Below are 23,429 nucleotides of genomic sequence, written 5' to 3'. Positions count from 1 at the left end.
AAGATCTGTCAACGATTGCAACCTGATCCCATGGGGCAGATCCAAGCGTCCAGGCCCCCCAGCCCCGCCGTCATCGCCGGGGGCCACGACTGGCACTCTGAAACCCTGCTGTTCGACTACCGCCAGGCCGCCAACCCGATCCGTTCCGGTCTCACCGAGCCGATTCCTGAGGGCCGCTGGGGCCCCGATCTGCACGCCACGGGTCCGACGGCGGTGCTTCCCCTCGATCTCAGCGCCCGTCTGGGCTGCCCTTCCCCCGCCACAAGCCCGGCCCTGAGCGCCAACTTCGTGCGGATCCTCCCTGGCGAATCGATCGGGGTGGCCGCCAACGCCACCAGCTCGCTGTTCTATGTGTACCGGGGCTCTGGCCGCTGCCATTGCCCCTCCGGTGCCGGGGATGAACCCCTCGATCTGGGCTGGGGCCGCGGGGATCTTTTCGTGCTGCCGGCCGGGCTGGAACCTCGGATGGAGGCTTCTGAAGAGAGCGTTCTCTACTGGATCCACGACGGGCCCCTGCTCACCTTCCTCGGGGTGCGGGCCGAATCACCCCGTTTCGCCCCCAGCCACTACCCGGCCGCCTGGCTCGATGAGGAGCTGGCGGCGCTGGCGGCGGATCCCAGCAGCGCCCGCAGCAACCGCCTCAGCCTCCTGATGGCCAACCGTGCCCTGCCGGCGAGCCGCACCGTGACCCACACCCTCTGGGCCATGTACGGACTGGTGCCGGCCGGCGCGGTCCAGCCCCCCCATCGGCACCAGTCCGTCGCCCTCGACCTGGTGATCGACTGCCAGCCGGGCTGCGCCACCCTCTCCGGTCCCGACCTCAACCCCGACGGCACGATCCGCAACCCTCTGCGGATGGAATGGGAGCCGGGCGCCGCCTTCGTGACCCCGCCGGGCCACTGGCACTCCCATGTCAATGAGAGCGGCCATCCGGCCCGGCTGCTGCCGATTCAGGACGCCGGGTTACACACCTACCTGCGCAGCCTGGACATCCGCTTTGCCTCCGGCCTGGGAGGCGAGGGCTGAACCGCCCTTGGCCTCATGGGCCTCCACCAGGGCGCGGAAGCTGTCCCCGTCGATGGTTTCCAGCTCGATCAGCTGGTTGACCAGCTCATCGATCAGCTCGCGCCGGGGGGTGAGCACCGCGACGGCCTTCTCCAGGGCCTCGAAGGCCAGCTGGCGCACCTGTTCGTCGATGCGGTTGCCGGTGCGCACCGACGTGTGGGGGCTGGAGCGGATCCAGTCGCGGCCGAGGAACACCTCTTCCCCCTCCTCCTCCAGGGCCAGGGGGCCGAGACTGGAGAAGCCGTAGCGCAGCACCATGTCGCGGCAGATGCGGCGCACCAGCTGCAGATCGCTGCTGGCCCCCTGGGTCACCTCGCTGGGGCCGAACACCACCATTTCGGCGGCGCGGCCGCCGAGGGCCACCACCAGCCGGGCCCGCAGGTAGGCCTTGCTGATCAGTCCGGAATCGATGATGTCCTCATCGGGCATGGTGCGGGCGAAGCCACCTACCCCGCCGGCCCTGGGCAGCAGCGTCACCTTGTCGAGCCTGTCGGCGTGGGGCAGCAGCGTGGTCAGCAGGGCGTGGCCGATCTCGTGGTAGGCGATCAGCCGCTTCTTGGCGCTGTCCTGCAGTGGGGCGGCGGTCAGTCCCATGGTGATGCGCTCGAGGGCATCGCCGATGGACTGGTCATCCACCTGGCTCTTCTGGCGACGGGCCGTGAGGATGGCCGCTTCGTTGAGCAGGTTGGCCAGATCGGCGCCGGAGAAACCGGGGGTGCGGCGGGCCCAGTCGGCCAGGGACACCTCCTCGGCCAGGGGCCTGGTGCGGGCATGGACTGAAAGGATCTCCTCCCGGCCGGACCGGTCCGGCAGGTCGACGCTGATGCGGCGATCGAAGCGGCCTGGCCGCAGCAGGGCCGTGTCGAGCACGTCGAGACGGTTGGTGGCGGCCAGCAGGATCACGCCCGAGTTGTCCTCGAAGCCATCCATCTCGGTGAGCAGCTGGTTGAGGGTCTGCTCCCGTTCGTCGTTGCCTCCGCCGATTCCGGCCCCCCGCTGGCGCCCCACCGCATCGATCTCGTCAATGAAGATGATGCACGGCGCCTTGGCCTTGGCCTGGCGGAACAGATCCCGCACCCGGCTGGCGCCCACGCCCACGAACATCTCGACGAACTCGGTGGCAGCCATCGAGAAGAAGGGCACGCCGGCTTCACCGGCGATCGCCCTGGCCAGCAGCGTCTTGCCGGTGCCGGGGGGGCCCACCAGCAGCACCCCCTTGGGAATCCGGGCGCCGATGGAGGTGAACCGTTCGGGGGTTTTGAGGAAGGTCACCACCTCCTGGAGCTCCTCCTTGGCCTCGGCGATGCCGGCCACGTCTTCGAAGCGCACCGTGATGGCCCCTTCCTCCTGCAGGCGGGGCTGGCTGCGGCCGAAGCCCATCGCCTTGTTGGCCACCTGGGCGGAGCGGCGCACCAGCAGCACCAGGCCGGCGATCAGCAGGGCCACCAGCAGGCCGTTGGTGACCAGACCGGCCATGGCGTCGTCGCGCCGCTCGTCCCGCACGGTCAGCGGCACCCGGGCCTGCTCGGCGGTGCGCAGCAGCTGCTGGTTGTCACTGAAGACCGCCACCTGGCGGCTGCGGCCGTCCTGGAAGGTGGCGGTCACCACGCGCTGGGCAGGAGCGAGCTCCAGGCTCTTGATCTTTCCGGCTTCGATGTCCCGCAGCAGCTGGCTGTAGGAGGGCGCCCCGGCCCCCTGGCCCCCCAGGCTGAAGCCGGGACGCACCGGCGGGGCCGGCTTGGCTGGCGCAGGACTGGCCGGGGCTGCCGGGGTGGAGGACGCTCCGGCCTCGGTGCCTTGCGCCACCACGGTCCCGGGGGCGGCCAGGGCGGCGGAGATCTTGGCCGGCTCCGGAGGAGAACTGCTGCTCACAGGCCTGGCGTCCTTTTCAGGAGTTGCTTATCGGAAGTCGACTGTAGCGATTTGACGAAAGGCGAGTCGGCGAAGCAGGATCATCGTTTGGCAGTGAGTTGGCGGGATGGCCGTTCCCAAGAAGAAAACCTCCAAGGGCAAGCGCAACCAGCGCCACGCCCACTGGAAGGCGAAGGCCGGTGTGGCAGCCCAGAAGGCGATGTCGCTCGGCAAGGCTGTTCTGAGCGGCCGCGCCCAGGGCTTTGTCTATCCGATTGCCGAAGAGGCCGAAGCGGGCGAAGAGAGCTGAATCCCGAGGGGGTGGCCACGCCTGCGTCCGTCCAGGATCACCCCACCCTGCAACGGAATCCCTGAGCCGGTGGGCCCCAGCAGTGGGTCCTGGTACAGCGCTGGCGGCAGGGAGTGGAGCGTGGCCCGCACCATGGCGTCGAGCTGTCGGCCGTTGAGCCATCCGCCACCGGCCCGCCGCTGCCGAGCCTCCGCCTGGAATCGCCAGCGGCGGGGCAGGCTCCAACGCTCCGGACGCAGCAGCCACAGGCCGTCACAGGCCTTCCAGAGCTGGTCGTAGGCCGCCAGGTGGTCGTCCCAGCGGGGCAGCCAGCGGCGTTCAGATTCGTTCAGCTCCTCCAGCCCCGCTCCGCAGCCCATCCTCTCGCCCAGGGCCTGGGCGCCGAGGGCCCGGCAGCCCATCAGCCAGCCCTCGATCACCAGCGCCTCGGCGGGCTCCTCCCGCCAGCCGTTCCGGTCGCCGTCCCCGCCGGCCAGGGTCTTGTCGAACCGGGGCAGCCGCAGCATCCCCCCGGCCCGCCAGGCGGCCAGCGCCTCCAGCAGCAGGGGCAGGTCGTGGCTGCCGGGCGGCACCCGGCCCACCTCGAAGGGATTGCCCGCCAGCCGCGCGCGGCGTTCGGCGGCAGGCAGGTAGAGGTCGTCGATCGAGGCCACCGTCAGCCGCAGGCCCCCGAGGGTGGCGAGGCGCTCCAGGGCACGGCCCAGGCTCGTCTTGCCGGCGCCCACCGGCCCGTTCAGGGCGAGCACGGGCCGCCTTGTCACCACTCCGTCGCGCAGGATGCTCTCCAGCCGCCGCAGCATCGGCAGGGCCAGGAGCCGCAGCAGGCTGGGGTGCACCGGGCCCAGATCCCCTGCCCCGGCCAGCCGCCCGTCCCAGGCATCCGGAGCTGGCTCCGAGGGCATGGAGAGCTCTGGTGGCACCACCCGCTCAGGTCCCCACCTTGAAGGCCTCGAGCACGATGGCGTAGGTGGCGCCGATGCGCAGGTTGTCGATGATCACCCAGGCCAGGGAAGGTTCGGCACGCACCAAGCGTGTCCGCAGCCGCACCAGCGTCTCGAAGGTCAGCAGCAGACCGAGCACCACCGCCGGGCGGCCCCCCGGGGTGGTGAAGAGCAGCAGGCTGGTGAGGTTCTGACCGGCGAAGAAGCCCAGCAGCAGCGCCAGGGCGGCCAGGCTGCCGGCCCGCCAGCTGCGCCGCGCCACGCCGACCGCGCGGTTCCCCAGCCGGCTCACCAGCCCCTGGAAACGGGTGCGCTGCACGGGGAGGCGGGTCATGGCGTGTCCAGCAGGCGCTCCAGCCACGACAGCGTCACCTGGCCCTCGGGGCAAGGTGGCCCCCGGCGCACCACGACCGTGGCCCCGGGCTCCTCCAGGCTCTCGACCACGGCCCTGGCGGCGCTGAAGCGAGCCTCCGGCTCCTCCCGCGTCGCCGCGCTCAGGCAGACCAGACAGGGCAGCCCGGCGCCGGTGGCCGCCGCCAGCCCGGCCGGGGAGTCCTCGAGCACCATCACGCCACCCAACGCTCCGGCTAGCCGTGCCAGCGCCAGCCGGTAGGCCTCCGGATCGGGCTTCTTGCGGGCAACGTCGTCACCGCAGACCCAGAAGTCGAAGGCCCGGGCCAGGGCCGGCGGGGCCCCCTCCAGCAGGGCCTGCACCGCGCTGCGGCCGCTGGTGGTGACGATCCCCTGCCGCAGGCCTGCCGCCGCCGCATCCGCCACCAGCCGGGCCACCCCGGGCCTCAGGGCGAGGCGGCCCTGCTGCACCAGCTCGGCATAAATCGCCTGCTTGCGGCGCTGCAGTTGCTCCACCCTCCCCCGCTCCGGCGTGCGGCCCTCCACCTGCTCCAGGAAGGCGGTGATCCGTTCGTGGCCGCCGCCCACCGCCAGCAGCCGCCCATAGGTGGGCCGGTCCCAGCGCCAGGGCAGCCCGGAGGCCTCGAAACTGCGGTTGAAGGCCACCCGGTGGCCCTCGAACTCCGTCTCGGCCAGGGTGCCGTCCACGTCCCAGAGCAGGGCCGACAGGGCCGGGGCCATCGGACGCCGCGCTTGTGTAGGGAGTCAGGCTAAGGGGTGCGCCCTGCGGCCCCGGCTTCCACAATGCGGGGGCCCCGCCTGCCCCTCGTTGCTCTCTGCCGTCGACGAGCGACGCTGGCTTTTGCCCTCCCCCCTCGGCGGCGACGGCCCCGCCGAGGCGGCCGGGGCTCCGGAAACCGACCTCCCCTGTGAGCTGCTGGCCCTGCTGCGGCGTCGCGGCCTGGTGACGGCCGAGTCGGTGCGCCAGCTGCTGGATCCGGAGGCGGCCCCCGATCCGGAGGCCCACTTCCCGGCTCTGGCGCTGGCGGTCGAGCGGCTGGTGCGCTGCTGCCAGGGGGCGGAGGCGGTGGCGATCTGCGGCGACTACGACGCCGACGGCATGACCAGCACCGCCCTGCTGGTGGGGGTCCTGCAGCGGCTCGGCGCCCGCCCGCGGGCCGCCATCCCCAGCCGCATGGACGACGGCTACGGCCTCAACGCCGCCATGGTCGAGCGGCTGGCGGCCGACGGGGTGCGGCTGCTGATCACGGTCGACAACGGCGTGGCCGCCATCGAAGCCCTGGAGCGCGCCGCGGCCCTGGAGGTGGAGGTGATCCTCACCGACCACCACACCCTGCCCCCCCAGCTGCCGCCGCACCTGGCCCTGCTGCACCCGGCCGTCACCCCGGAGGGCTCCCCCTACCGGGGCCTGGCGGGGGTGGGACTGGCCCACGTCCTGGCCACCGCCCTCTGCCGGCGCCTGCGCCACCGCCACGGGCTGGAGATCGCCCTCAACCTGTTCTGCATCGGCACCATCGCCGACATGGCCCCCCTGGAAGGGGTCAACCGCCGCTGGCTGCTCGATGGCCTGCCCCTGCTGGGCCGCAGCCCCCTGCCCGGCCTGCAGGCCCTGCAGCAGCTGGCGGGCCTGGAGAAGCACCGGGTCGATGCCGAGGCGGTGGGCTTCCAGCTGGCCCCTCGCATCAATGCCGTCGGTCGGCTGGGGGACCCCCAGCTGGTGGTGGACCTGCTGACGACGGAGGATCCTGAGGAGGCCCTGGAGCTGGCCCGCTCCTGCGAAGCCCTCAACCGCCAGCGGCGGGAACTCTGCAGTGCCATCGAGGCGGAGGCCCTGGCCCTGCTGGAGGCCGATGGTCCCCGCCGGCCCGCCTTCCTGCTGCTGGCCCAGGGCCACTGGCACCACGGCGTCATCGGCATCGTCGCCTCCCGGCTGGTGGAGCGCTTCGGCCGTCCCGTCGCCCTGCTGGCCGGCGAAGGGGGAGGCCGGCTGCGGGCGTCGGTGCGGGCCCCGAAGGGCTTCGCCGTCGATGGGGCCCTGACGGCCTGCGCCGAACTGCTGGAGCGCCACGGCGGCCACCCCGCCGCCGGTGGCTTCACGGTGCGGGCCGAGAACGTCACGGCGCTGCAGGAACGGCTCGACGCCCTGGCCAGCGGCTGGCTGGAGTCGGCGGGCGATGGCCGCACGGTGGAGCCTGAGGCCCTGCTGCGGCTGGAGCGCATCGACCGGGAGTTCTGGCGCCAGCTCCAGCGGCTCGCCCCCTTCGGCATCGGCCATCCCACCCCCCTGTTCTGGAGCAGCCGCTGCCAGGTGGTGGAGCAGAAGCTGCTGCGCGGCGGCCACCTGCAGCTGCAGCTGGCCCAGGGGGAGACGCGGCTGCGGGCGATCGGCTGGCGCTGGCAGGGTCCCGACCAGTGGGCGGGGCCGGTGGATGTGGCCTACCGCCTGCGCCGCGATGACTGGCAGGGGGTGGAGCGGTTCCAGCTCGAGCTGGAGGCGATCCGCTCCAGCGGCGGTGACACCGTGGTGCTGCAGCGCCGCGACCGCACCTACTGGTGCCGCCGCCAGGGGGACAGCCTGGTGATCCGCAACGCCGCCGGCGAGGAGCTGCGCTCCGCCATCCCATCCGACGGCACAGGCCCCGCCGCCCTGGGGGATCCGCCCCACCCCTACGTTCAGGGGCTGATGCGGGAGGCGGCCATGGCCCTGGGGATGGTCGAAGGATGAGCCGCTCCCCGCTGGTACCGGTGCGTTCCCTGGTGCTGCTGGCGCTGCTGGGGGCCGTGGTGGGGCTCGCATGCTGGCCGCTCAACCGCATCGACCTGCTCCAGGATCGCCTGCTCTCCACCCTGCCGGCGTTCAGCGGCGGCGGCTGGAGCGCCAGTGGCTGGCTGCTGGCCCTGGCCCCGATCCCCCTGGTGCCGCTGCTGCTCTGGTTCCAGCGGGGACCCTGGCGCCGCGGGGCCGGCTCGGGCATTCCCCAGGTGATGCTCTGCCTGGAGGATCCCCACCGGGGTGCCCAGCTGCTCTCCGCCGCCCCGACCGGGGAACGGCTGGGCCTCTGGACCATCGCCAGCCTGGCCCTGCTGCCCCTGGGCCGCGAGGGCCCGGTGGTGGAGGTGGGTGCGGCCGTGGGTCAGGCCCTGCTGCGCCGCTGGCCCGGCCTGCTGCACCGGGCCAGCCGGGGCCACCTGCTGGCCGGAGCGGCGGGGGCCGGGCTGGCCGGCGGCTTCAACACCCCCCTGATGGGGATGGTTTTCGTGGTCGAGGAGCTCACCGGCAGCTTCCAGCAGCGGCTGGTGTGGCCGGCGCTGGTGCTGACCAGCGCGGCGGCCCTGGTCAGCGGCCTCGGCGGCCAGCCGATGTTCGCCCTCGGGATCAACGCCAGCCCGGTGGCGGAGACCGAGCAGCTGCTCTGGGCGATTCCGATCGGCCTCGGCGGCGGGGCCCTCGGCGGCCTGTTCGCCTGGCTGCTGGTGCGTGCCACGGGCCTGATCACCCCGATCGCCCGGCGGCAGCCCCTGCGCCTCGGCCTGGCAGCCGGGCTGGCCCTGGCCCTGCTGACCTTGGTCACCGGTGGCGCCAGCGGCGGCGATGGCGAGACCCTGATGCGTCTGATGCTGGATCAGGACGCGGACACCACCATCGACGCCGGCTGGGTCGTTCTCCTGGTCTCGCGGTTGATCGGACCGGTGCTGGCGCTCTCCACGGGGATTCCCGGAGGGCTGATCGATCCGGCCTTCGCCGTGGGGGGGGTGTTCGGCTCAGGGGTGGTGCGGGCCCTGGCGGGGGATCCCCACCTCGGCCTGGCCTTGGGCATGGCGGCGGGTCTGGCGGGAGCCACCCAGCTGCCGGTGATGACGATCGCCTTCGCCATCCGCATGGCGGGCGACCAGCAGCTCATGCCCGGCCTGGTGGCCGCCGCTGTGATCGCGGCCTACACGGGCCAGGCGATCCAGCGCCGACCCGTGTACCACGCCCTGGCCGACCTGCTGGTGCCGGAGCGATCAGAGGGCGCCGCGGCGGTAGTAGAGGATGAAGATCACGGCCGGACCGGCCAGGGTGATCAGGGCCAGGGCGCCGAAGTTGGAGATGAGATGGAAATCGATACCCATGGTGCGGCTGCCGGCGAGGGGGACAATCGGCCAGGAGTGTAGGTCGCCCGGCGGCCGCTTCAGGGCCCCGCCCCTGTGGCCGTGATCGGTTGTCATGGCTGGCGCCGGGCCTGGGCTGGGAAGACGCCGTCGGGCTGGGAAGACGGCGTCGGGTGTGAGTGAATGGAACGACCCCGTGGCGTCCCCGTGCCCCGACCCGAGCACTGGCAGTGCATCAGCGGCTGCGGTTCCTGCTGCCGCCTAGACCCGGCCCTGCGGGGCGACGCGATCGAGGCCCTCGATCCCGACCAGCAGGAGCTGTACTTCTCGATGGTGGGGGAGGACGGCTGGTGCCGCCATTTCGACACCGGCTCACGCCGCTGCCGCATTTATGCGGAGCGGCCCGATTTCTGCCGGGTGGATCAGCTCGTCGCGCTGTTCGGTCAGCCCGGTGACGATCCCGATGCCCTGGCCATCGCCTCCTGCCGGCAGCAGATCCGCGCTGAGCTGGGCGGCCGCCACCCGGTGATGCGCCGTTTCCTGCGGACGATCCGCCAGCCCACATGAGCAGCACCCCCGAAACTCCAGCCCCCTCCAGCTGGATCACGGTGTTCCTGAGCACCGCCACCACCGTCTTCCTGGCCGAACTCGGTGACAAGACCCAGCTGGCCGCCCTGCTGCTGTCGGCCCAGTCGGGCCGACCGGTCGTCGTGTTCGTGGGCGCCTCGCTCGCCCTGATCTGCTCCAGCCTGGTGGGGGTGCTGCTGGGGCGCTGGCTGTCCACCGTCATGCCCCCCCACCAGCTGGAGCGGGCGGCGGGGATCCTGATGGTTGCCCTGGGGCTGTGGCTGGGCCGCCAGGCGGTGCTGCACCTGGCGCCGCTCCACCTCCTCAACGCCTGAGTCCGTCGCCCGCCGCACCATGCCGTTCGCCCTGCTCGCCTCCACCTTCGCCACCGTCTTCCTGGCGGAGCTCGGCGACAAGACCCAGCTGGCCATCGTCAGCATCAGCGGCACCTCCAACCGGCCCGGGGCGGTGTTTGCCGGCAGCGCCTTCGCCCTGGTGCTGGCCAGCCTGGTGGGGGCGGCGGCAGGGGGCTCTCTCTCGAGCGTGATCCCCACCGATGGACTGCAGCTGGCGGCCTCCGCCGGCTTCCTGATCATCGGCACCCGCCTGATCCTGCGCTCCGGCGCGGACGGCGGCGAGGCCCCCGCCGCGACCACCGAGGCCGCTGGCGAGGATGGCGAGACCCCCGCTCCTTAGAGTCCCCGGGTGACGTTCGCCGTGACGGCGGGCGCTGCCGGGCCATCCCCCGTCCAAGGAGGCCGACGACCCCCCTGGCGCTCCGGACCACCCTGGTCACCGCGCTGCTCCGGCAGTGCCATCCTCCGCGTATGTCCCATCCGATGAAGTTCACGGTCGCCGATCTGCTCGACCACCTCTCCACGACCGATGCGGTGGCCCTGGCCAAGCTGGAGAAGTCGCTGGGCCTGACCACCAAGACCTGCAAGCAGCAGCTGCGCATCGGTCTGGATGCCCTGCTGCGGCTGGGGCTGGTGGAGGAGGACGGCGAAGGGCTCCGCGCCCGCGAGACCCCCGAGCTGATCCCGGCCCGGCTGCGCTGCTCGAGCAAGGGCTTCTGCTTCGCCCTGCGGGAGGACGGCGGTGAGGACATCTACATCCGTGACCACCAGCTCAACCATGCCTGGAACGGCGATCGGGTCCTCGTGAAGATCACCCGCGAGGGCGGTCGCCGCCGCTCGCCGGAGGGGGGTGTGCAGTGCATCCTCGAGCGCCAGACCCCCAGCCTGCTGGCCCAGGTCGAGCGGCAGGACGGCCAGCTGGTCGCCGTCCCCCTCGACGACCGGCTGCTCACCGCCGTCGCCCTGCCCGAGGAGGACGCGGTCCATCTCGATCCCGCTGAGGAGGCGGTGGTGGAGGTGAAGATCGATCGCTTCCCCGTGGCCCAGTTCGGTCCGGCCGGCCATGTCGCCCGCAGCCTGCCGGTGCACGGCGGTGAAGCGGCAGACACCGACCTGCTGCTGGCCAAGCACCGCCTGCAGGAGCGTCCGGCCTCCCCCCGCGCCACCCTCAAGCAGCCCGTCGCCAAGGGCCGCGCCGACCTGACGGCCCTGCCCACCCTGATCCTGGAGGCCTGGGAGGGCGGCGAGGCCCCCGTGCTGCCCGCCATCTCCCTGGAGGAGCGTGAGGGCGGCTGGCGGCTGTGGGTGCACAGTCCCGCCGTGGCCGAACGCATCGGCATGGGCAACAGCCTCGACACCTGGCTGCGGGACCAGGGCGAGGCGATCTGCCTGGGACGGCGCTGGCTGCCCCTGCTGCCCTCCGCCCTCGCCAAGGCCTGCGGCTTCCGCCCGGGCGACAGCCAGGCGGCGGTCTCGGTCGCCCTGGAGCTGGACGCCGAGGGGGGCCTCGAGCACTTCCGCTTCAGCCTGAGCCAGATCACGCCCGATGCCCGGGTGGACCGGGCCGCGATGCAGGCCCTGGCCGAACGCAAGCCCAAGGCCCGCACCGTGCCCGCCGCCCTCAAGGCCCTCAAGGACCACCTGCCCCTGCTGGAGCAGCTGGTCCAGCTGAGCGGCCTGCTGCGTCAGCGGCGCCTCGCGGCCGGGTCGATCGATCTCGACCTGCCGATGCCCGCCATCGACAGCCTCGGCGACCTGCGGGTGCCGGCCCCGGACGCGGCCCTGCAGGGCTGGCTGGTGGAGCTGCCGGCCGAGGATCCGGTGGCGATTCTGCGGGAGGCGGTGCTGGTGGCCCACCGGGCCTTGGGCCGCCACCTGCTGGCCCTGGAGCTGCCCGCCCTGTTCGCCCTCAACCCGGCGGCGGAGGCCACCGACACCAATGACGTCGCCAAGGCGGCCCTGGCCCTCGACATCCCGATGGAGCTCAGTGCCGACGGCAACGCCAGCGCCGCCGAACTCGCCGCCGTCTTCGCCGCCACCGATCGCGGCCGGCCCCTGCAGCAGCAGCTGCGTGACGCCCTGCGGCCGGTGCAGCTGGCGGCCGAAGCCGGTCCCCATGCGGTGGCCGGCGAGGAGACCGCCGTGGCGCCCTGGTGCTGCCCGGCCCTCCACTACGCCGACATCTGGAACCAGCAGCTCCTGGTCAGCCTGCTGGTGGATGGCAAGGACCGCCCCAGCGTGCGCCACAAGGTCAGCACCGACCTGGCCAGCGACGCCTGCCACGGCAGCACCGACTGGCCCCTGCTGACCCCCGGCCAGCTGGCTCCCTACCAGCAGGGCCTGGAGCACGGACTGGCCCAGCGCCTCAACGGCCGCTGCCGCTTTCTGCAGGAGCTGCAGGCCGATGTGCTGGCCCTCGCCCAGGCCCGCCACACCGAGCCACTGGTCGGCCAGACCCTGCCCGGGGTGATCAGCGGCGTGCAGAGCTACGGCTTCTTTGTTGAGGTTCCCCCCTCCCAGGTGGAGGGACTGGTGCACGTCAGCTCCCTCAAGGACGACTGGTACGAGTACCGCTCGCGCCAGAACCGCCTGGTGGGGCGCAAGTTCCGTCGTACCTACATGGTCGGCGACGGCGTCGATGTCGAGATCCAGAAGGTGGACGCCCTGCGCCACCAGATCGACCTGGCGGTGCTCCAGCCCGAGGATTTCGAACGGGTGGAGGAGGGTGCCGCCGATGGCACCCCGGATGACGATGCCGATGACGCCCCCGGCGCCGCGGACGAGGGCTGAGCCGCTGATGGCGCCCTCCTCCCTTCCCGTCGTCCTGGCGGTGTCCGGCGCCTCCGCCCAGCCCCTGGCCGAGCGGGCGCTGCAGCTGCTGCTCGAGGAGGACCTGCCGGTCGAGATGGTCACCAGCCGGGGGGCGATCGGGGTCTGGCAGGCGGAGATGGGCCTGCGGGTGCCATCGGAGCCCGATGCCCAGGAACGCTTCTGGCGTGAACGCACCGGCTGCAGCTCCGGCCGGCTGCACTGCCACCGCTGGAACGACCAGGCCGCCGCCATCGCCAGCGGCAGTTACCTCACCCGCGGCATGGTCATCCTGCCGGCCAGCATGGGCACCGTCGGCCGGATCGCCTCCGGCGTGGCCCTGGATCTGATCGAACGGGCGGCGGATGTGCACCTCAAGGAGGGACGGCCCCTGGTGATCGCACCGCGGGAGCTGCCCTGGAACCTGGTGCACCTGCGCAACCTCACCCGTCTGGCCGAGGCCGGGGCCCGCATCGCCCCCCCGGTTCCGGCCTGGTACCACCAGCCCACCACGATCGGTGAGATGGTGGACTTCCTGGTGATCCGCGTCTTCGACACCCTCGGCCTCCAGCTCGGCTCCCTGCAGCGCTGGCAGGGGCCCGTGGGCCGGTCCGCCCCGGACGAAGTCTCCACCCCCTGACGCTCCGGACCGTGCTGCAACGCCTGCTGCTGCTGCCCCTGCTCTCGCCGCTGCTGGTGACCCTGCTGGTGGCAGCCCTCAACCCCAGCCCCCCCCTGGCCCTGCGGCTGCTCACCTGGCAGACCCCGTCGCTGCCGATCGGCCTGTGGATGGCGGCGGCCGCCGGCGGCGGGGCGGCCCTCAGTGCCGGCGCCACCGCCCTCGCCCTGCGCCAGGGTGGGCGGGCGCCGCTGCGGCGCACGGTCCGTCGCCCGGATCGGCTGGAGGACGACACCTGGAGTGCCCCCTGGGGTGGCCGGTCCGAGGGTCGTGCCGCTGCAGCGGCTCCAGCCACCCCCGCTCCATGGGCCGCTCCATCGCCCGCTGCCGCCGGCCCCAGCCGCGCCCCCGGCGAGCCGGCGCCGACGGTCTCGGTGCCCTACCGGGTGCTGCACCGCCCAGAGGCCGCCGATCCGCGCCCGTTCCGCCCCGAGCCGGCGGTGGCCTCCCGCCCGCCGGCCCCGGCCCCGGCCAGCGCCGATGACTGGGGCCACGACGACGGCGAGGAATGGTGACGCCGGTCGCCGCGACCACCTGCGGCTCCGGGACGCTGCCTAAAGTTCCCGCACCTCCGCGCCCAGGGACCGCACCGGTGACCGAGACCCCCAGCAACACCCCCGACCCTGTCGCCATCTCGCCGGAGGCGAAGACCGCTGCCCCGAAGGCCAAGCCACCCGCCCCTGAGGACAAGCCGTTCGAGGTCTTTGTGCCGGAGCTGCTGCTGCCGGCCCTGGTCAAGGAAATCGAGGCCTACGGCGGCCCGGCCCCTGAGCTGGTGTTCGAGCAGGGCACCATGCCCGTGGTCGGGGCCGACTGCTGGATGGTCCGGGGGCGGCTGCCGGGCGAGCGCCGCTTCTGGCTCTGCTTCACCCGGCCCGACATCAGCTCCGCCAAGACCATCGCCCTCAGCGAGGGGGCCGGCAGCCCCAGCCTGCTGGAGTCGTTCCTGATCGACGAAAAGAAGATGACCCTGTCGCTGCTGGTGTCGCGGGTGGTGCAGCGGCTCAACGGCCAGAAGTGGCTGGGCCCCAACTGAGGCACCTCCCCGTCGGCCGGCTTCACATCCGCGGCTTCACATCCGGACCGATGGCGGGGATCGATGCCTACGATGGCTGCCGAGCTCTCTGAACGCCCGCGCGATGGTGCCTCCCGCCACCCAAGCCCCCACCGCCCCCCGGGTGGGCACCCCGGATGCCCCGGCCATCAAGGACCCGGTGAAGGACACGATCCTCACCCCGCGCTTCTACACCACGGATTTCGACGCCATGGCGGCGATGGATCTGCGGCCCAACGAAGTGGAGCTGGAGGCCATCTGCGAGGAGTTCCGCAAGGACTACAACCGCCACCATTTCGTCCGCGACGACCAGTTCGAAGGCGCCGCCGACAAGCTGGACCCCGAGACCCGTCGGGTGTTCGTCGAGTTTCTCGAGCAGAGTTGCACCTCGGAGTTCTCGGGCTTCCTGCTCTACAAGGAGCTGAGCCGCCGCATCAAGGAGCGCAACCCGCTGCTGGCGGAATGTTTTGCCCACATGGCCCGCGATGAGGCCCGCCATGCCGGCTTCCTCAACAAGGCCATGGCCGATTTCGGCCTCCAGCTCGACCTGGGCTTCCTGACGGCCACCAAGGCCTACACCCACTTCCAGCCCAAGTTCATCTTCTACGCCACCTACCTCTCCGAGAAGATCGGCTACTGGCGCTACATCGCCATCTACCGCCACCTGGAGCAGCACCCGGAAAGCAAGATCTTCCCGATCTTCAACTTCTTCGAGAACTGGTGCCAGGACGAGAACCGCCACGGCGACTTCTTTGACGCCCTGATGAAGGCCCAACCGGATACGGTGCGCGGCTTCACCGCCCGCCTCTGGTGCCGCTTCTTCCTGCTGGCCGTGTTCGCCACCATGTATGTGCGCGACGTCGCCCGCAAGGAGTTCTATGAGGCCCTCGGGCTTGATGCCCGCACCTACGACAAGTACGTGATCGCCAAGACCAACGAAACCTCCGCCCGGGTGTTCCCCGTGGTGCTCAACGTCGAGCACCCCGAGTTCTACGAGCGGCTGGAGAAGCTGGTGCAGAACAACGCCGCCCTCGATCGGGCCGACCGTTCCGGCGCCCCGGCGCCGGTGCGTGCCCTGCGCAAACTGCCCCACTGGTTCGGCAACGGTGTCCAGATGGCGCGCCTGTTCCTGATGGCGCCGATCCGCAGCGAGCGCTTCCAGCCCGCCGTGCGCTGAGCCGACCCGCCAGAATCGACCCAGTTCTCCCTTCGCCGCTTGGTCGTCTCCCCTCCCACCGGCGCACCGGCCGGCACTGCGCTCACCCTGTCCCCGGCGGCCCTCGGCGATCCGGCCTGGCGTTCCGTCCTGGAGCCGCTCCTGGCCTCTGGGCGCTCGGCCGGGGCCGACCTGGTGGAGGTGTTCCTGGAGCGCTCCGACCATCTCGGCCTGCTCGCCGAGCAGGATTCGATCACCAGCGTCAGCCCGGCCTTCGGCGCCGGGGCAGGGCTGCGGGTGTTCCTGGGGGATCGGGACGGTTTCGTCTCCACCAATGACCTGAGCGCCGCCGGCCTGCGGGCCGCCCTTGAGCAGGCCCTGGGCATGCTGGGCCTCGTGCTCCCCGCCCACACAGGCGGGGGCTTTGACGGCCTGCCCGAGCTGCGCGACTTCGCCGCCACCAAGGACGGCTGGCTGCCGTCCTGTCCGTCCCTGGCGGAGGCAACCAGCCGTCTGCTTGAGGGCACCGACCGGCTCCAGGCCCATGGCCACCACCTGCAGGTGCGTCGCGGCAGCTATGCCCGCGACTGGCAGGAGGTCCTGGTGGCCGCCAGCGATGGCACCTTCGCCCGGGACGTGCGGCTGCACCAGTCGGTGGGCCTCAATGTGCTGGCGGCCGACGGCGACCACCGGGCCAGCCTGGGCCGCCGCTACGGCACCTCCGACAGCCCTGACGACCTGCGTCGCTGGGATGTGGAGGCGGCCGCCGTGGACGTCTGCAGCAGCGCCGGCACCATGCTTTACGCCGATTACGTCGAGGCCGGCCAGTTTCCCGTTGTGCTGGCCAACCGCTTCGGCGGTGTGATCTTCCATGAGGCCTGCGGCCACCTGCTGGAGACCACCCAGGTGGAGCGGGCCACCACCCCCTTCGCCGACATGGTCGGCCAGGCCATCGCCCACCCCTCCCTCACGGCCATCGACGAAGGCCTCACCGCCGGCGCTTTCGGGTCCCTGGCCATGGACGACGAGGGCATGGAACCCCAGCGCACGGTGCTGATCGAGAACGGCGTCCTGCAGCGTTTCCTCAGCGACCGGGCCGGGGAGCGCCGCACCGGCCATCCCCGCACCGGCAGCGGCCGGCGCCAGAGCCACGCCTTCGCCGCCGCCAGCCGCATGCGCAACACCTACATCGCCGCCGGCCCCCACAGCCCGGAGGATCTGATCGCCTCCGTCGACAAGGGGCTCTACTGCAAGTCGATGGGGGGCGGCAGCGTCGGCCCCACCGGCCAGTTCAACTTCGCCGTCGAGGAGGGCTACCTGATCGAGAACGGAACCCTCACCAAGCCGGTGAAGGGGGCCACCCTGATCGGCGACGCCAAGGAGGTGATGCCCCGGATCTCCATGTGCGCCAACGACCTGGAGCTGGCCGCCGGCTTCTGCGGCTCGGTCAGCGGCAGCATCTTCGTCACCGTGGGCCAGCCCCACATCAAGGTCGACACCATCACCGTGGGGGGACGCTGATCATGGGAACCACCGAATCAGCGGCCGCCAGCCTCGATGCCGAGGTGCTGCGCCAGCGGCTCGACCAGCTGGCCCAGCGTGAGGGGGTCCGTCGCTGGGATCTGGGCGCCTCCTGCAGCACCGACACCTCCGTGCAGGTCGACCGGGGCGAAGCCAAGCAGATGAAGGGCGCCCAGCGCAGCGCCATCACCCTGAGGGTCTGGAACGACGACGGTCTGGTGGGCATCACCAGCACCTCCGACCTCTCCGACGCCGGCCTGGCCCGGGCCCTGGCCGGGGCCCGTGACGCCAGCGCCTACGGCAACGTCGATGAGGTCCCCGACTTCTCCCCTCTGGCCACCGCGCCGCTGCCGGTCCTGGAGCAGCCGCTCCGCCCGGCCGTCAGCATCCTCAGCCTGCTGGACACCCTCAAGGAGGCCGAGCGCGACCTGCTCGGACGCCATCCCGCCATCGGCACGGTTCCCTACAACGGCCTGGCCCAGCGCAGCAGCGACCGGCTTTACATCAACAGTGACGGCGCCTGCCGCCAGCAGCGCCTCACCACCGCCTCCCTCTATCTCTATGCCCGGGCCGAGGAGGCGGGCCGCAAGCCCCGCAGCAGCGGCGCCGTGCGTCTGGCCTACGGCGCTTCCGACCTCGATGTGGCCGGCTGCGTTCAGGAGGCGGCGGAGCGCACCATCGCCCACCTCGATTACGCCCCCATCGCCACCGGCCGCTACACCTGCGTCTTCACTCCCGAGGCCTTCCTCGACCTGATCGGCGCCTTCAGCAGCCTGTTCAACGCCCGTGCCGTGCTCGATGGCGTCAGCCTCAGCCGGCGCGAGTCCCTGGGCGAGCAGCTGGCCGTTCCCTTCTTCTCCCTGCACGACAACGGCCTGAATTCGGCCAACGTGGGTGCGGCCGCCTTCGACGGCGAAGGCACCCCCACCGGTCGCCTGTCCCTGGTGGAGGGCGGGGTGCTGCGCCACTTCCTCCATTCGGAGGCCACGGCCCGGGCCTTCGGCGTCGCCCCCACCGGCCATGCCGGCCTGGGGGCCAAGGTGTCGGTGGGCCCCGACTGGTTCGAGATCGGCCCCACCCCCGGCAGCGACGGGGGCGCCCGGGGCCTCGACCGCTTCGCCTCCGGTGCCGGCGATGGGGATGGGCTGGTGGTGATCGATTCCCTCTCGGCCCTCCATGCCGGCGTCAAGGCCAGCCAGGGCTCCTTCTCCCTCCCCTTCGACGGCTGGCTGGTGGAGGGCGGCACCGCGCGCTCCATCGAGGCCGCCACCGTGGCCGGTGACATCCGCACCCTGCTCAAGGCCATCGTCGGTTTCGAGGGTCAGGCCAAGGTGACCCCCGACGGTCTCTGCCCCCACGTGTGGGTGGAGGGTCTCTCGATCACCGGCGACGCTTGAGGATCCTGTTCTGGGGCACCCCGGCCTACGCCGTGGTCAGTCTCGAGGTCCTGCGGCAGGCCGGCCACAGCATCGTTGCTGTGGTGAGCCAGCCGGACCGGCGCCGGGGCCGGGGCAAGGCTTTGGTGGCCTCCCCTGTGAAGCAGCGGGCCCTGGAGCTGGCTCTGCCGGTGTTCACCCCCGAGCGGATCCGCCGCGACCAGGCCTGCCAGCAGGAGCTGGCGGCCCTGGGGGCGGACCTGTCGGTGGTGGTGGCCTTCGGCCAGATCCTGCCGCCGTCGGTGCTCTCCCAGCCTCCCCTGGGCTGCTGGAACGGCCACGGCTCCCTGCTGCCCCGCTGGCGGGGGGCGGCGCCGATCCAGTGGGCCCTGCTGGAGGGGGATGGCGAAACCGGCGTGGGCATCATGGCCATGGAGGAGGGACTCGACACCGGCCCGGTGCTGCTGGAGCGGCGCCTGTCCATTCCCCTGCTCCAGAACGCCGGCCAGCTGTCGGAACGGCTGGCGCGCCTCACCGGGGAGCTGCTGGTGGAGGCCCTGCCGCTGATCGAGGCGGCGGGTGCGGGGCCTGAGCCGGAGCGGCTTGCCCGCCTCGGGGTGCGTCCCCAGGCCGGAGAAGGGGTCAGTCACGCCCGCCAGCTCACCAAGGAGGACACCCTGGTGGACTGGAGCGGCTCCGCCCTGGCCATCCATCGCCGGGTGATGGGGCTGTATCCCTATGCCTCCTGCCCCTGGGGGGCCGAGCGGCTGAAGCTGCTGGCCACCGAACCCCTCGTTGTTCGTCTGAGGGACCAGCTCACCCCCGCGGCCGCCGCCCTGGCCGACCGCTGGGGCGGCCCCAGCCGGGACGGGACATCAGTGGATGGCTCGTCAGTGGCTGGCCCCGGCACCGTGCTCGCGGTGGTGGAGGGGGAGGGGCTGGTGGTGGCCACCGGTGGCTGCCCGGTGCTGCTGCGCCAGGCCCAGCTGCCGGGACGGCGTCCGAGCGAGGGACAGGCCCTGATCCAGCAGCTGGGGCTGGTGGTCGGTGACCGGATCGGTGTAAATACCCCCTGATCCGCTCTTTCGGCAAGGGGTCTTGACGTTTTGTTCCCTTAGCAGCGTCTCAGTGTTGGACTGCCGACGCAGGCAGTAGACCGAAGTCAGTGAATGGGTGGGGATGTCATGGCCAGTGAGCTTTCCTTCGTCAACAGCACCGGATCCGGCTGCCGGATCTTCCGGGACACCTTGGGCTGCTACGTGGCCAGCCATGAGCGGATCCCGGGCCAGCGGGTGATGAGCCCCACCCTGGCCGGTGCCTATGCGGCCTGCCAGGGGTGGGAGCAGAGGGGCCGGGGGGAGGAGACGTCCGGCGCAGGATGAGCCTGCCGCGGAGGGCGGCCCCAGCCTCCGGTTCAGCTGCCGGAGGCGAGCTCCTCCGGCTGGCGCCGGTGCAGTTCGTGGAGACCTTCCAGCTGGTTGTGGACCGCCACCAGCTGATCACGGATGTGGCGGCTGTTGTCGATGCGCTCCAGCGCGAGAAGCATGCCCTCGATCTGGGCCTTGCAGTCGATCAGCACGCGGCACTGGGTGGATCCGGGTTCGTAGGGCATGTCGGAAGGAGGCAGATCCTCACTTCACCCTAGGGAGGCGGTGGAGGCTGTCACAACCACTGCCATTCCCCCGCTGGGCCCTGGCTCAGCGGGAACCGGTGCGGCGCCGGCCGCGCTCGTGACCCTGTCCCTGCCCGTGGCGGGGGCCCTGGCTGCGGCGTCCCCGGCCACCACTGAGATCCAGGGGCGGCGCGGACAGCACGGTGGGCTCGAAGCCCGCCACCTCCTGGCGGGGCAGGGGGGAGCCGACCAGGCGTTCGATGGCCCGCAGCAGCTCATGCTCTTCGGCCGCCACCAGGGAAATGGCATGGCCGTTCTGGCCCGCCCGGCCGGTGCGGCCGATGCGGTGCACATAGTCCTCGGCCACGTTGGGCAGGTCGAGGTTGACCACATGGGGCAGCTGGTGGATGTCGATGCCGCGGGCGGCGATGTCGGTGGCCACCAGCACCCGCACCTCGCCGCTCTTGAACTCCGCCAGGGCCCGGGTGCGGGCCCCCTGGCTCTTGTTGCCGTGGATCGCCGCCGCCCCGAGGCCCTCCTTCTCGAGACGCTCCGCCAGCCGGTTGGCGCCGTGCTTGGTGCGGGAGAACACCAGCACCTGACGCCAGTCGTTGCTGCGGATCAGATGGCTGAGCAGATCCCCCTTGCGATCCATGTCGCAGGGATGGATCACCTGCTCCACCAGGGGCGCGGCCTGGTTCTCGGGGGTGGCCTGGAGCTGCACAGGGTTGTGCAGCAGGCCGGTGGCCAGCCGCCGGATCTCGGTGGAGAAGGTGGCCGAGAAGAGCAGGTTCTGGCGCTTCGCCGGCAGCAGGGAGAGGATCCGGCGGATGTCGCGGATGAAGCCCATGTCGAGCATCCGGTCGGCCTCATCCAGCACCAGGATCTCGACCCGGTCGAGCCGCAGGGCGTTCTGCTGGTGCAGGTCCATCAGCCGGCCGGGGGTGGCCACCAGCACGTCGGCTCCGCGGCGCAGCCGCTGCATCTGGGGGTTGGCGCTCACGCCGCCGAAGACGACGTCGGAGCGCAGATCCAGGTAGCGGCCGTAGGCGGTGACGCTGTCCGCCACCTGGGCCGCCAGCTCGCGGGTGGGCGTCAGCACCAGGGCCCGCACCACACCCGAGCGGGCGTGGGGACCGTGGCGCAGCCGTTCCAGCATCGGCAGGGTGAAGCCCGCCGTCTTGCCGGTACCCGTCTGGGCGGCCGCCATCACGTCGTGGCCCGCGAGCACGGCGGGGATGCACTGCAGCTGGATCGGCGAGGGGCTGCTGTAGCCCTTGGCGGCCACGGCCTTGAGGATCGGCTCCGAGAGGCCCAGCACGGCAAAATCCGTCGCCAGTCCGGCCACCGGTGGGTTCAGCCCGGTGGCGGTGTGGCTGGGGGTGAGGGGATCGGCGGCCAGGGAAGCAGCGACCGGGGCGGCCCCAGGGGCAGCGACCGGCGCGGGGGTGGGGGAGGAGCCGTTGCCGCTGCGTCGGCTCCGGCTGGCTTGGGCCTGGGGCCTGGAATTAGGGGCGGTGATCGGGCGCGAACACGGAGTGGGCATCAGCCTAGGACCGGCCGGCGGCGCCATCGCCTCAGCGGGGCGTGCGGTGGCTGCAGCGCTCGCAGGGGCCCTCCGGCAGCACGGCGCAGCGCAGCAGGGGGCTGCGGGCGTTGAAGCGGCAGTGGGGGTCACCGATCACCCAGCGCCCGTCCCACCAGAGGGCATCCGCGGGCTGTCGCTGGGGCTTAACCTGAAGCGCCACCGTCGCCAGCTCGTAGCGGCCCTGCCGCAGCCGATAGCGGTGGCGGCGCTGCAGCACCAGGAAGCTGCCCTCGCCGACGGTCAGCCAGCGGCCGGGGTGGGGGACGTCGCCGAGGTCGTCGATCTCGATCGTGGTGATCAGCCGGTCCGAGTCGATCTGGCGCAGCTCGATCCGCATCGTTCCGCGGGCCTCAGGCGTCGCCGCTGCCCTGCTCGGGCAGGGTCGACGGTTCGGTACGCAGGGAGAAGCCCCAGGCGAACAGGCCCGCCACCACCAGCAACAGGGCCCATTCCGGCACCTCCACGGCCGGCAGCACCAGGCGCAGCAGCAGCTTCAGCCCCACCAGTCCCACGGCCAGGTAGCCCGCGGTTTCCAGGTGGGGAAAGATCTCCAGCCAGCGCAGGAACAGCTCGGCCGTGAGCCGCAGGGCGAGGATGCCGATCACCCCGCCGGCCATCACCAGCGGCAACCGGTCGGTCACCGCCACCGCCGCGGAGACGCTGTCGAGGGAGAAGGCCAGATCGGTGAGGGCCAGGGTGGCCACGATCGAGCCCAGGGTGGCGCCGTGGTGGTGATGGCCCGGGTTGTGATGGGAGCCGTGGGTGAGGTCGGCTGCCGTCGGGCCCTGGCCCGCACCGTCGTCGTCGTCCGCGCCATCGTCCTTGCCCAGCAGATGCCGGCCGCAGAGCCAGAGCAGGTAGGCGGAGGCCAGCAGCTGCAGGGGCCAGAAGGCGAGCACCTGGCTGGCCAGGGCGATCAGGGCCAGCCGGAAGACCAGGGCCAGCACCAGGCCGAGGTTCAGGGCCATGCGTTGCCGCGCCGGATCGTGCAGCCGCCGGGAGATGGCGGCCAGGGCGATGGCGTTGTCGGCGGAGAGCACCGCCTCCAGCCCCACCAGCAGGACCAGCAGCAACAGCACCTCACCCCACTGGTCCGCTTCCTGCAGCAGGGGCTGCAGCAGGGGCGTGAGGCTCTCCACCGATTCCACTTCCATTCCTGCGGTTCGCTCGGCCGTGGAGGCTGCAAAGAAGCACTCTAGAAAGGGCGTCGGTCCCTCCCGCCCCCATGCACGTTCAGGTCCGACTGCTCCACTGCGACGGCGGCCGCCGCGTCGTGCTGGTCTCGGCCCGGGATGGGGAGCGCTTCCTGGGCAGCGCCCTGGGAGAAGCGGGGGATGCGGAGGAGGCCGAAGACCGCGCCAGGGCCAGGCTCCTGGCCCGTCTCCAGAATCCCGGGCCGGCCGCCGCAGCGCCGGAGCGGTCGCCTTCGCTGCCGGAGCGGGTCTCCGCCTCCCCGACCCCTGCCCCGGTGAAGGAACGTCCGGCTCCCCTTCCGACGCGAACGGTGGCCGTCTCTGAGCCCGGGCTGCCCGCGCCGCCCGAAGCGCCGCCCCCAGCTGCGCCGCCATCGCCCGCCGCGGCTTCTGCGCCGCCGGAGCCTGCACCCCTTCCGGCCACACCCGCGCCCCCAGCGCCCCCGAGTCCCGTCGAGGACCCCCAGGACTGGAGCGCCGAACTCACCCACCTGGATCTGCAGCTGCGCCGCCTCGGCTGGGACCGGGAGCGGGAGGCGGCCTATCTGCAGCGCTGCTTCGGTCACCCCAGCCGCGATCGCATCACCGTCTACGCCGATCTGATCGTCTATCTGCAGGCGATCGAGACCCTCGAGCCCGGCTGCGATCCCGCCACGGCGGCGGTGCCGCTGCGTCGGGCCGACCTGCTCGAGCAGTGCAACCTGCTCCTGCAGCAGCTGGGCTGGGACGGGAGCATGGGCCGCAGCTTCCTCGAGAAGCACCTGGGTGTCAGCAGCCGCCAGCAGCTGAAGGACGCCGACCTGCTGCGCTTCAACATGCTGCTGGAGGAGGAAACCCTGCTGGCCGCCGACGGCGGGCCTGCAGCTCCGGGTCTGGAGGGCTGATCCC

The 23,429-nt window shown here is 72.0% G+C and carries 25 protein-coding genes and 1 pseudogene; 17 read left to right on the top strand and 9 right to left on the bottom strand.

Annotation, left to right across the window (positions count from 1 at the left end; genetic code table 11):
* Nucleotides 1-30: 30 nt before the first annotated feature.
* Nucleotides 31-1,026, top strand: a complete 996-nt coding sequence (locus tag KUG39_RS09880; protein WP_216914813.1) for a cupin domain-containing protein — start codon at nucleotides 31-33, stop codon at nucleotides 1,024-1,026.
* Here the strand turns inward: KUG39_RS09880 and ftsH are convergent.
* Nucleotides 964-2,790: an ATP-dependent zinc metalloprotease FtsH gene (gene ftsH / locus KUG39_RS09875; RefSeq protein ID WP_353617373.1), complete on the bottom strand. Its 1,827-nt coding sequence runs from the start codon at nucleotides 2,788-2,790 to the stop codon at nucleotides 964-966. The genes KUG39_RS09880 and ftsH overlap by 63 nt on opposite strands.
* Before the next feature lie 253 nt (nucleotides 2,791-3,043).
* Here ftsH and rpmF point away from each other — a divergent pair, with 253 nt between their 5' ends.
* Nucleotides 3,044-3,226 (top strand): 50S ribosomal protein L32, encoded by a 183-nt coding sequence (rpmF, locus tag KUG39_RS09870; protein ID WP_190609576.1) that lies wholly within the window; start codon nucleotides 3,044-3,046, stop codon nucleotides 3,224-3,226.
* Here rpmF and KUG39_RS09865 read toward each other — a convergent pair.
* Genes KUG39_RS09865 through KUG39_RS09855 form a run of 3 tightly spaced genes read right to left on the bottom strand, consistent with a single transcriptional unit; the run spans nucleotide 3,184 to nucleotide 5,259 of the window.
* Complete coding sequence (locus KUG39_RS09865) at nucleotides 3,184-4,128, bottom strand: hypothetical protein (protein WP_216918290.1); 945 nt, start codon at nucleotides 4,126-4,128, stop codon at nucleotides 3,184-3,186. The genes rpmF and KUG39_RS09865 overlap by 43 nt on opposite strands.
* Nucleotides 4,129-4,153: 25 nt before the next feature.
* The gene (locus KUG39_RS09860) at nucleotides 4,154-4,501 is read right to left on the bottom strand and encodes a DUF565 domain-containing protein (protein WP_094586181.1); all 348 of its coding nucleotides are present in this window, start codon (nucleotides 4,499-4,501) and stop codon (nucleotides 4,154-4,156) included.
* Nucleotides 4,498-5,259, bottom strand: a complete 762-nt coding sequence (locus KUG39_RS09855) for an HAD-IA family hydrolase (protein ID WP_094586180.1) — start codon at nucleotides 5,257-5,259, stop codon at nucleotides 4,498-4,500. The genes KUG39_RS09860 and KUG39_RS09855 overlap by 4 nt, the downstream gene beginning before the upstream one ends.
* 88 nt (nucleotides 5,260-5,347) lie before the next feature.
* Between KUG39_RS09855 and recJ the strand changes: the two genes are divergently transcribed.
* Both recJ and KUG39_RS09845 read left to right on the top strand, forming a co-directional pair.
* Entirely contained in the window at nucleotides 5,348-7,264 is a 1,917-nt protein-coding gene (gene recJ / locus KUG39_RS09850; RefSeq protein ID WP_216914807.1) for a single-stranded-DNA-specific exonuclease RecJ, read from the top strand.
* Nucleotides 7,261-8,472, top strand: a pseudogene (locus KUG39_RS09845) (chloride channel protein); the annotation flags it as partial. The gene recJ and the pseudogene KUG39_RS09845, both read left to right, overlap by 4 nt.
* A 72-nt stretch (nucleotides 8,473-8,544) precedes the next feature.
* On the opposite strand, the gene psb30 reads toward KUG39_RS09845, so the two are convergent.
* Nucleotides 8,545-8,652, bottom strand: a complete 108-nt coding sequence (psb30, locus tag KUG39_RS09840; RefSeq protein ID WP_071881620.1) for a photosystem II reaction center protein Ycf12/Psb30 — start codon at nucleotides 8,650-8,652, stop codon at nucleotides 8,545-8,547.
* Between the two features lie 162 nt (nucleotides 8,653-8,814).
* Here psb30 and KUG39_RS09835 point away from each other — a divergent pair, with 162 nt between their 5' ends.
* From KUG39_RS09835 to KUG39_RS09780, 12 genes are all read left to right on the top strand, one after another.
* Nucleotides 8,815-9,198 carry a YkgJ family cysteine cluster protein gene (locus tag KUG39_RS09835; protein WP_094586178.1) on the top strand — a complete coding sequence of 128 codons (384 nt, stop codon included), beginning with the start codon at nucleotides 8,815-8,817 and terminating at the stop codon, nucleotides 9,196-9,198.
* Nucleotides 9,195-9,533 carry a TMEM165/GDT1 family protein gene (locus tag KUG39_RS09830; RefSeq protein ID WP_094586177.1) on the top strand — a complete coding sequence of 113 codons (339 nt, stop codon included), beginning with the start codon at nucleotides 9,195-9,197 and terminating at the stop codon, nucleotides 9,531-9,533. Before KUG39_RS09835 ends, KUG39_RS09830 begins: the two co-directional genes overlap by 4 nt.
* Nucleotides 9,534-9,552: 19 nt before the next feature.
* On the top strand, nucleotides 9,553-9,894 hold the full coding sequence (locus tag KUG39_RS09825) for a TMEM165/GDT1 family protein (protein ID WP_094586176.1): 342 nt from the start codon (nucleotides 9,553-9,555) through the stop codon (nucleotides 9,892-9,894).
* A gap of 143 nt (nucleotides 9,895-10,037) precedes the next feature.
* Complete coding sequence (locus tag KUG39_RS09820; protein ID WP_216914805.1) at nucleotides 10,038-12,344, top strand: RNB domain-containing ribonuclease; 2,307 nt, start codon at nucleotides 10,038-10,040, stop codon at nucleotides 12,342-12,344.
* Between the two features lie 7 nt (nucleotides 12,345-12,351).
* On the top strand, nucleotides 12,352-13,002 hold the full coding sequence (locus KUG39_RS09815; protein ID WP_094586238.1) for a flavin prenyltransferase UbiX: 651 nt from the start codon (nucleotides 12,352-12,354) through the stop codon (nucleotides 13,000-13,002).
* A gap of 11 nt (nucleotides 13,003-13,013) precedes the next feature.
* Nucleotides 13,014-13,556 (top strand): hypothetical protein, encoded by a 543-nt coding sequence (locus tag KUG39_RS09810; RefSeq protein ID WP_216914803.1) that lies wholly within the window; start codon nucleotides 13,014-13,016, stop codon nucleotides 13,554-13,556.
* A gap of 77 nt (nucleotides 13,557-13,633) precedes the next feature.
* Nucleotides 13,634-14,077 carry a DUF2996 domain-containing protein gene (locus KUG39_RS09805; protein WP_216914801.1) on the top strand — a complete coding sequence of 148 codons (444 nt, stop codon included), beginning with the start codon at nucleotides 13,634-13,636 and terminating at the stop codon, nucleotides 14,075-14,077.
* Nucleotides 14,078-14,180: 103 nt separating this feature from the next.
* The gene (acsF, locus tag KUG39_RS09800; RefSeq protein WP_094584707.1) at nucleotides 14,181-15,272 is read left to right on the top strand and encodes a magnesium-protoporphyrin IX monomethyl ester (oxidative) cyclase; all 1,092 of its coding nucleotides are present in this window, start codon (nucleotides 14,181-14,183) and stop codon (nucleotides 15,270-15,272) included.
* Nucleotides 15,273-15,359: 87 nt separating this feature from the next.
* On the top strand, nucleotides 15,360-16,772 hold the full coding sequence (locus KUG39_RS09795; protein ID WP_216914932.1) for a TldD/PmbA family protein: 1,413 nt from the start codon (nucleotides 15,360-15,362) through the stop codon (nucleotides 16,770-16,772).
* A gap of 2 nt (nucleotides 16,773-16,774) precedes the next feature.
* Complete coding sequence (locus KUG39_RS09790) at nucleotides 16,775-18,169, top strand: TldD/PmbA family protein (protein WP_216914799.1); 1,395 nt, start codon at nucleotides 16,775-16,777, stop codon at nucleotides 18,167-18,169.
* Entirely contained in the window at nucleotides 18,166-19,224 is a 1,059-nt protein-coding gene (gene fmt, locus KUG39_RS09785; protein ID WP_216914797.1) for a methionyl-tRNA formyltransferase, read from the top strand. Before KUG39_RS09790 ends, fmt begins: the two co-directional genes overlap by 4 nt.
* Nucleotides 19,225-19,332: 108 nt before the next feature.
* Nucleotides 19,333-19,530 (top strand): hypothetical protein, encoded by a 198-nt coding sequence (locus tag KUG39_RS09780; protein WP_094584704.1) that lies wholly within the window; start codon nucleotides 19,333-19,335, stop codon nucleotides 19,528-19,530.
* A gap of 32 nt (nucleotides 19,531-19,562) precedes the next feature.
* On the opposite strand, the gene KUG39_RS09775 is transcribed toward KUG39_RS09780, so the two are convergent.
* The 4 genes from KUG39_RS09775 to KUG39_RS09760 all read right to left on the bottom strand — a co-directional run bounded on the left by KUG39_RS09775 (nucleotide 19,563) and on the right by KUG39_RS09760 (nucleotide 22,502).
* Nucleotides 19,563-19,760, bottom strand: coding sequence for a hypothetical protein (locus KUG39_RS09775; RefSeq protein ID WP_015108343.1), 198 nt, complete (start codon nucleotides 19,758-19,760; stop codon nucleotides 19,563-19,565).
* Between the two features lie 85 nt (nucleotides 19,761-19,845).
* Nucleotides 19,846-21,108 carry a DEAD/DEAH box helicase gene (locus KUG39_RS09770; RefSeq protein ID WP_094584738.1) on the bottom strand — a complete coding sequence of 421 codons (1,263 nt, stop codon included), beginning with the start codon at nucleotides 21,106-21,108 and terminating at the stop codon, nucleotides 19,846-19,848.
* A gap of 229 nt (nucleotides 21,109-21,337) precedes the next feature.
* Complete coding sequence (locus KUG39_RS09765; protein ID WP_094584703.1) at nucleotides 21,338-21,685, bottom strand: DUF6464 family protein; 348 nt, start codon at nucleotides 21,683-21,685, stop codon at nucleotides 21,338-21,340.
* Nucleotides 21,686-21,698: 13 nt separating this feature from the next.
* A complete protein-coding gene (locus KUG39_RS09760) occupies nucleotides 21,699-22,502 on the bottom strand; it encodes a TerC family protein (protein WP_216914795.1) in 804 nt (267 codons plus the stop codon).
* Nucleotides 22,503-22,573: 71 nt separating this feature from the next.
* On the opposite strand from KUG39_RS09760, the gene KUG39_RS09755 reads away from it, so the two are divergent.
* A complete protein-coding gene (locus KUG39_RS09755) occupies nucleotides 22,574-23,425 on the top strand; it encodes a hypothetical protein (protein ID WP_216914793.1) in 852 nt (283 codons plus the stop codon).
* Nucleotides 23,426-23,429: the final 4 nt, after the last annotated feature.

Source organism: Synechococcus sp. CCAP 1479/10, assembly GCF_019038515.1.
Classification (GTDB): Bacteria; Cyanobacteriota; Cyanobacteriia; order PCC-6307; family Cyanobiaceae; genus Cyanobium.
This window is presented reverse-complemented; position numbering and strand designations above follow the sequence as displayed.

Bases quoted from the DNA above. Each gene is read 5' to 3' on its own strand.
- KUG39_RS09880 (WP_216914813.1), top strand. From the start codon at position 31: ATGGGGCAGATCCAAGCGTCCAGGCCCCCCAGCCCCGCCGTCATCGCC.
- rpmF (WP_190609576.1), top strand. From the start codon at position 3,044: ATGGCCGTTCCCAAGAAGAAAACCTCCAAGGGCAAGCGCAACCAGCGC.
- KUG39_RS09865 (WP_216918290.1), bottom strand. From the start codon at position 4,128: ATGCCCTCGGAGCCAGCTCCGGATGCCTGGGACGGGCGGCTGGCCGGG.
- KUG39_RS09860 (WP_094586181.1), bottom strand. From the start codon at position 4,501: ATGACCCGCCTCCCCGTGCAGCGCACCCGTTTCCAGGGGCTGGTGAGC.
- KUG39_RS09855 (WP_094586180.1), bottom strand. From the start codon at position 5,259: ATGGCCCCGGCCCTGTCGGCCCTGCTCTGGGACGTGGACGGCACCCTG.
- psb30 (WP_071881620.1), bottom strand. From the start codon at position 8,652: ATGGGTATCGATTTCCATCTCATCTCCAACTTCGGCGCCCTGGCCCTG.
- KUG39_RS09835 (WP_094586178.1), top strand. From the start codon at position 8,815: ATGGAACGACCCCGTGGCGTCCCCGTGCCCCGACCCGAGCACTGGCAG.
- KUG39_RS09830 (WP_094586177.1), top strand. From the start codon at position 9,195: ATGAGCAGCACCCCCGAAACTCCAGCCCCCTCCAGCTGGATCACGGTG.
- KUG39_RS09825 (WP_094586176.1), top strand. From the start codon at position 9,553: ATGCCGTTCGCCCTGCTCGCCTCCACCTTCGCCACCGTCTTCCTGGCG.
- KUG39_RS09820 (WP_216914805.1), top strand. From the start codon at position 10,038: ATGAAGTTCACGGTCGCCGATCTGCTCGACCACCTCTCCACGACCGAT.
- KUG39_RS09815 (WP_094586238.1), top strand. From the start codon at position 12,352: ATGGCGCCCTCCTCCCTTCCCGTCGTCCTGGCGGTGTCCGGCGCCTCC.
- acsF (WP_094584707.1), top strand. From the start codon at position 14,181: ATGGTGCCTCCCGCCACCCAAGCCCCCACCGCCCCCCGGGTGGGCACC.
- KUG39_RS09790 (WP_216914799.1), top strand. From the start codon at position 16,775: ATGGGAACCACCGAATCAGCGGCCGCCAGCCTCGATGCCGAGGTGCTG.
- KUG39_RS09780 (WP_094584704.1), top strand. From the start codon at position 19,333: ATGGCCAGTGAGCTTTCCTTCGTCAACAGCACCGGATCCGGCTGCCGG.
- KUG39_RS09775 (WP_015108343.1), bottom strand. From the start codon at position 19,760: ATGCCCTACGAACCCGGATCCACCCAGTGCCGCGTGCTGATCGACTGC.
- KUG39_RS09765 (WP_094584703.1), bottom strand. From the start codon at position 21,685: ATGCGGATCGAGCTGCGCCAGATCGACTCGGACCGGCTGATCACCACG.
- KUG39_RS09760 (WP_216914795.1), bottom strand. From the start codon at position 22,502: ATGGAAGTGGAATCGGTGGAGAGCCTCACGCCCCTGCTGCAGCCCCTG.
- KUG39_RS09755 (WP_216914793.1), top strand. From the start codon at position 22,574: ATGCACGTTCAGGTCCGACTGCTCCACTGCGACGGCGGCCGCCGCGTC.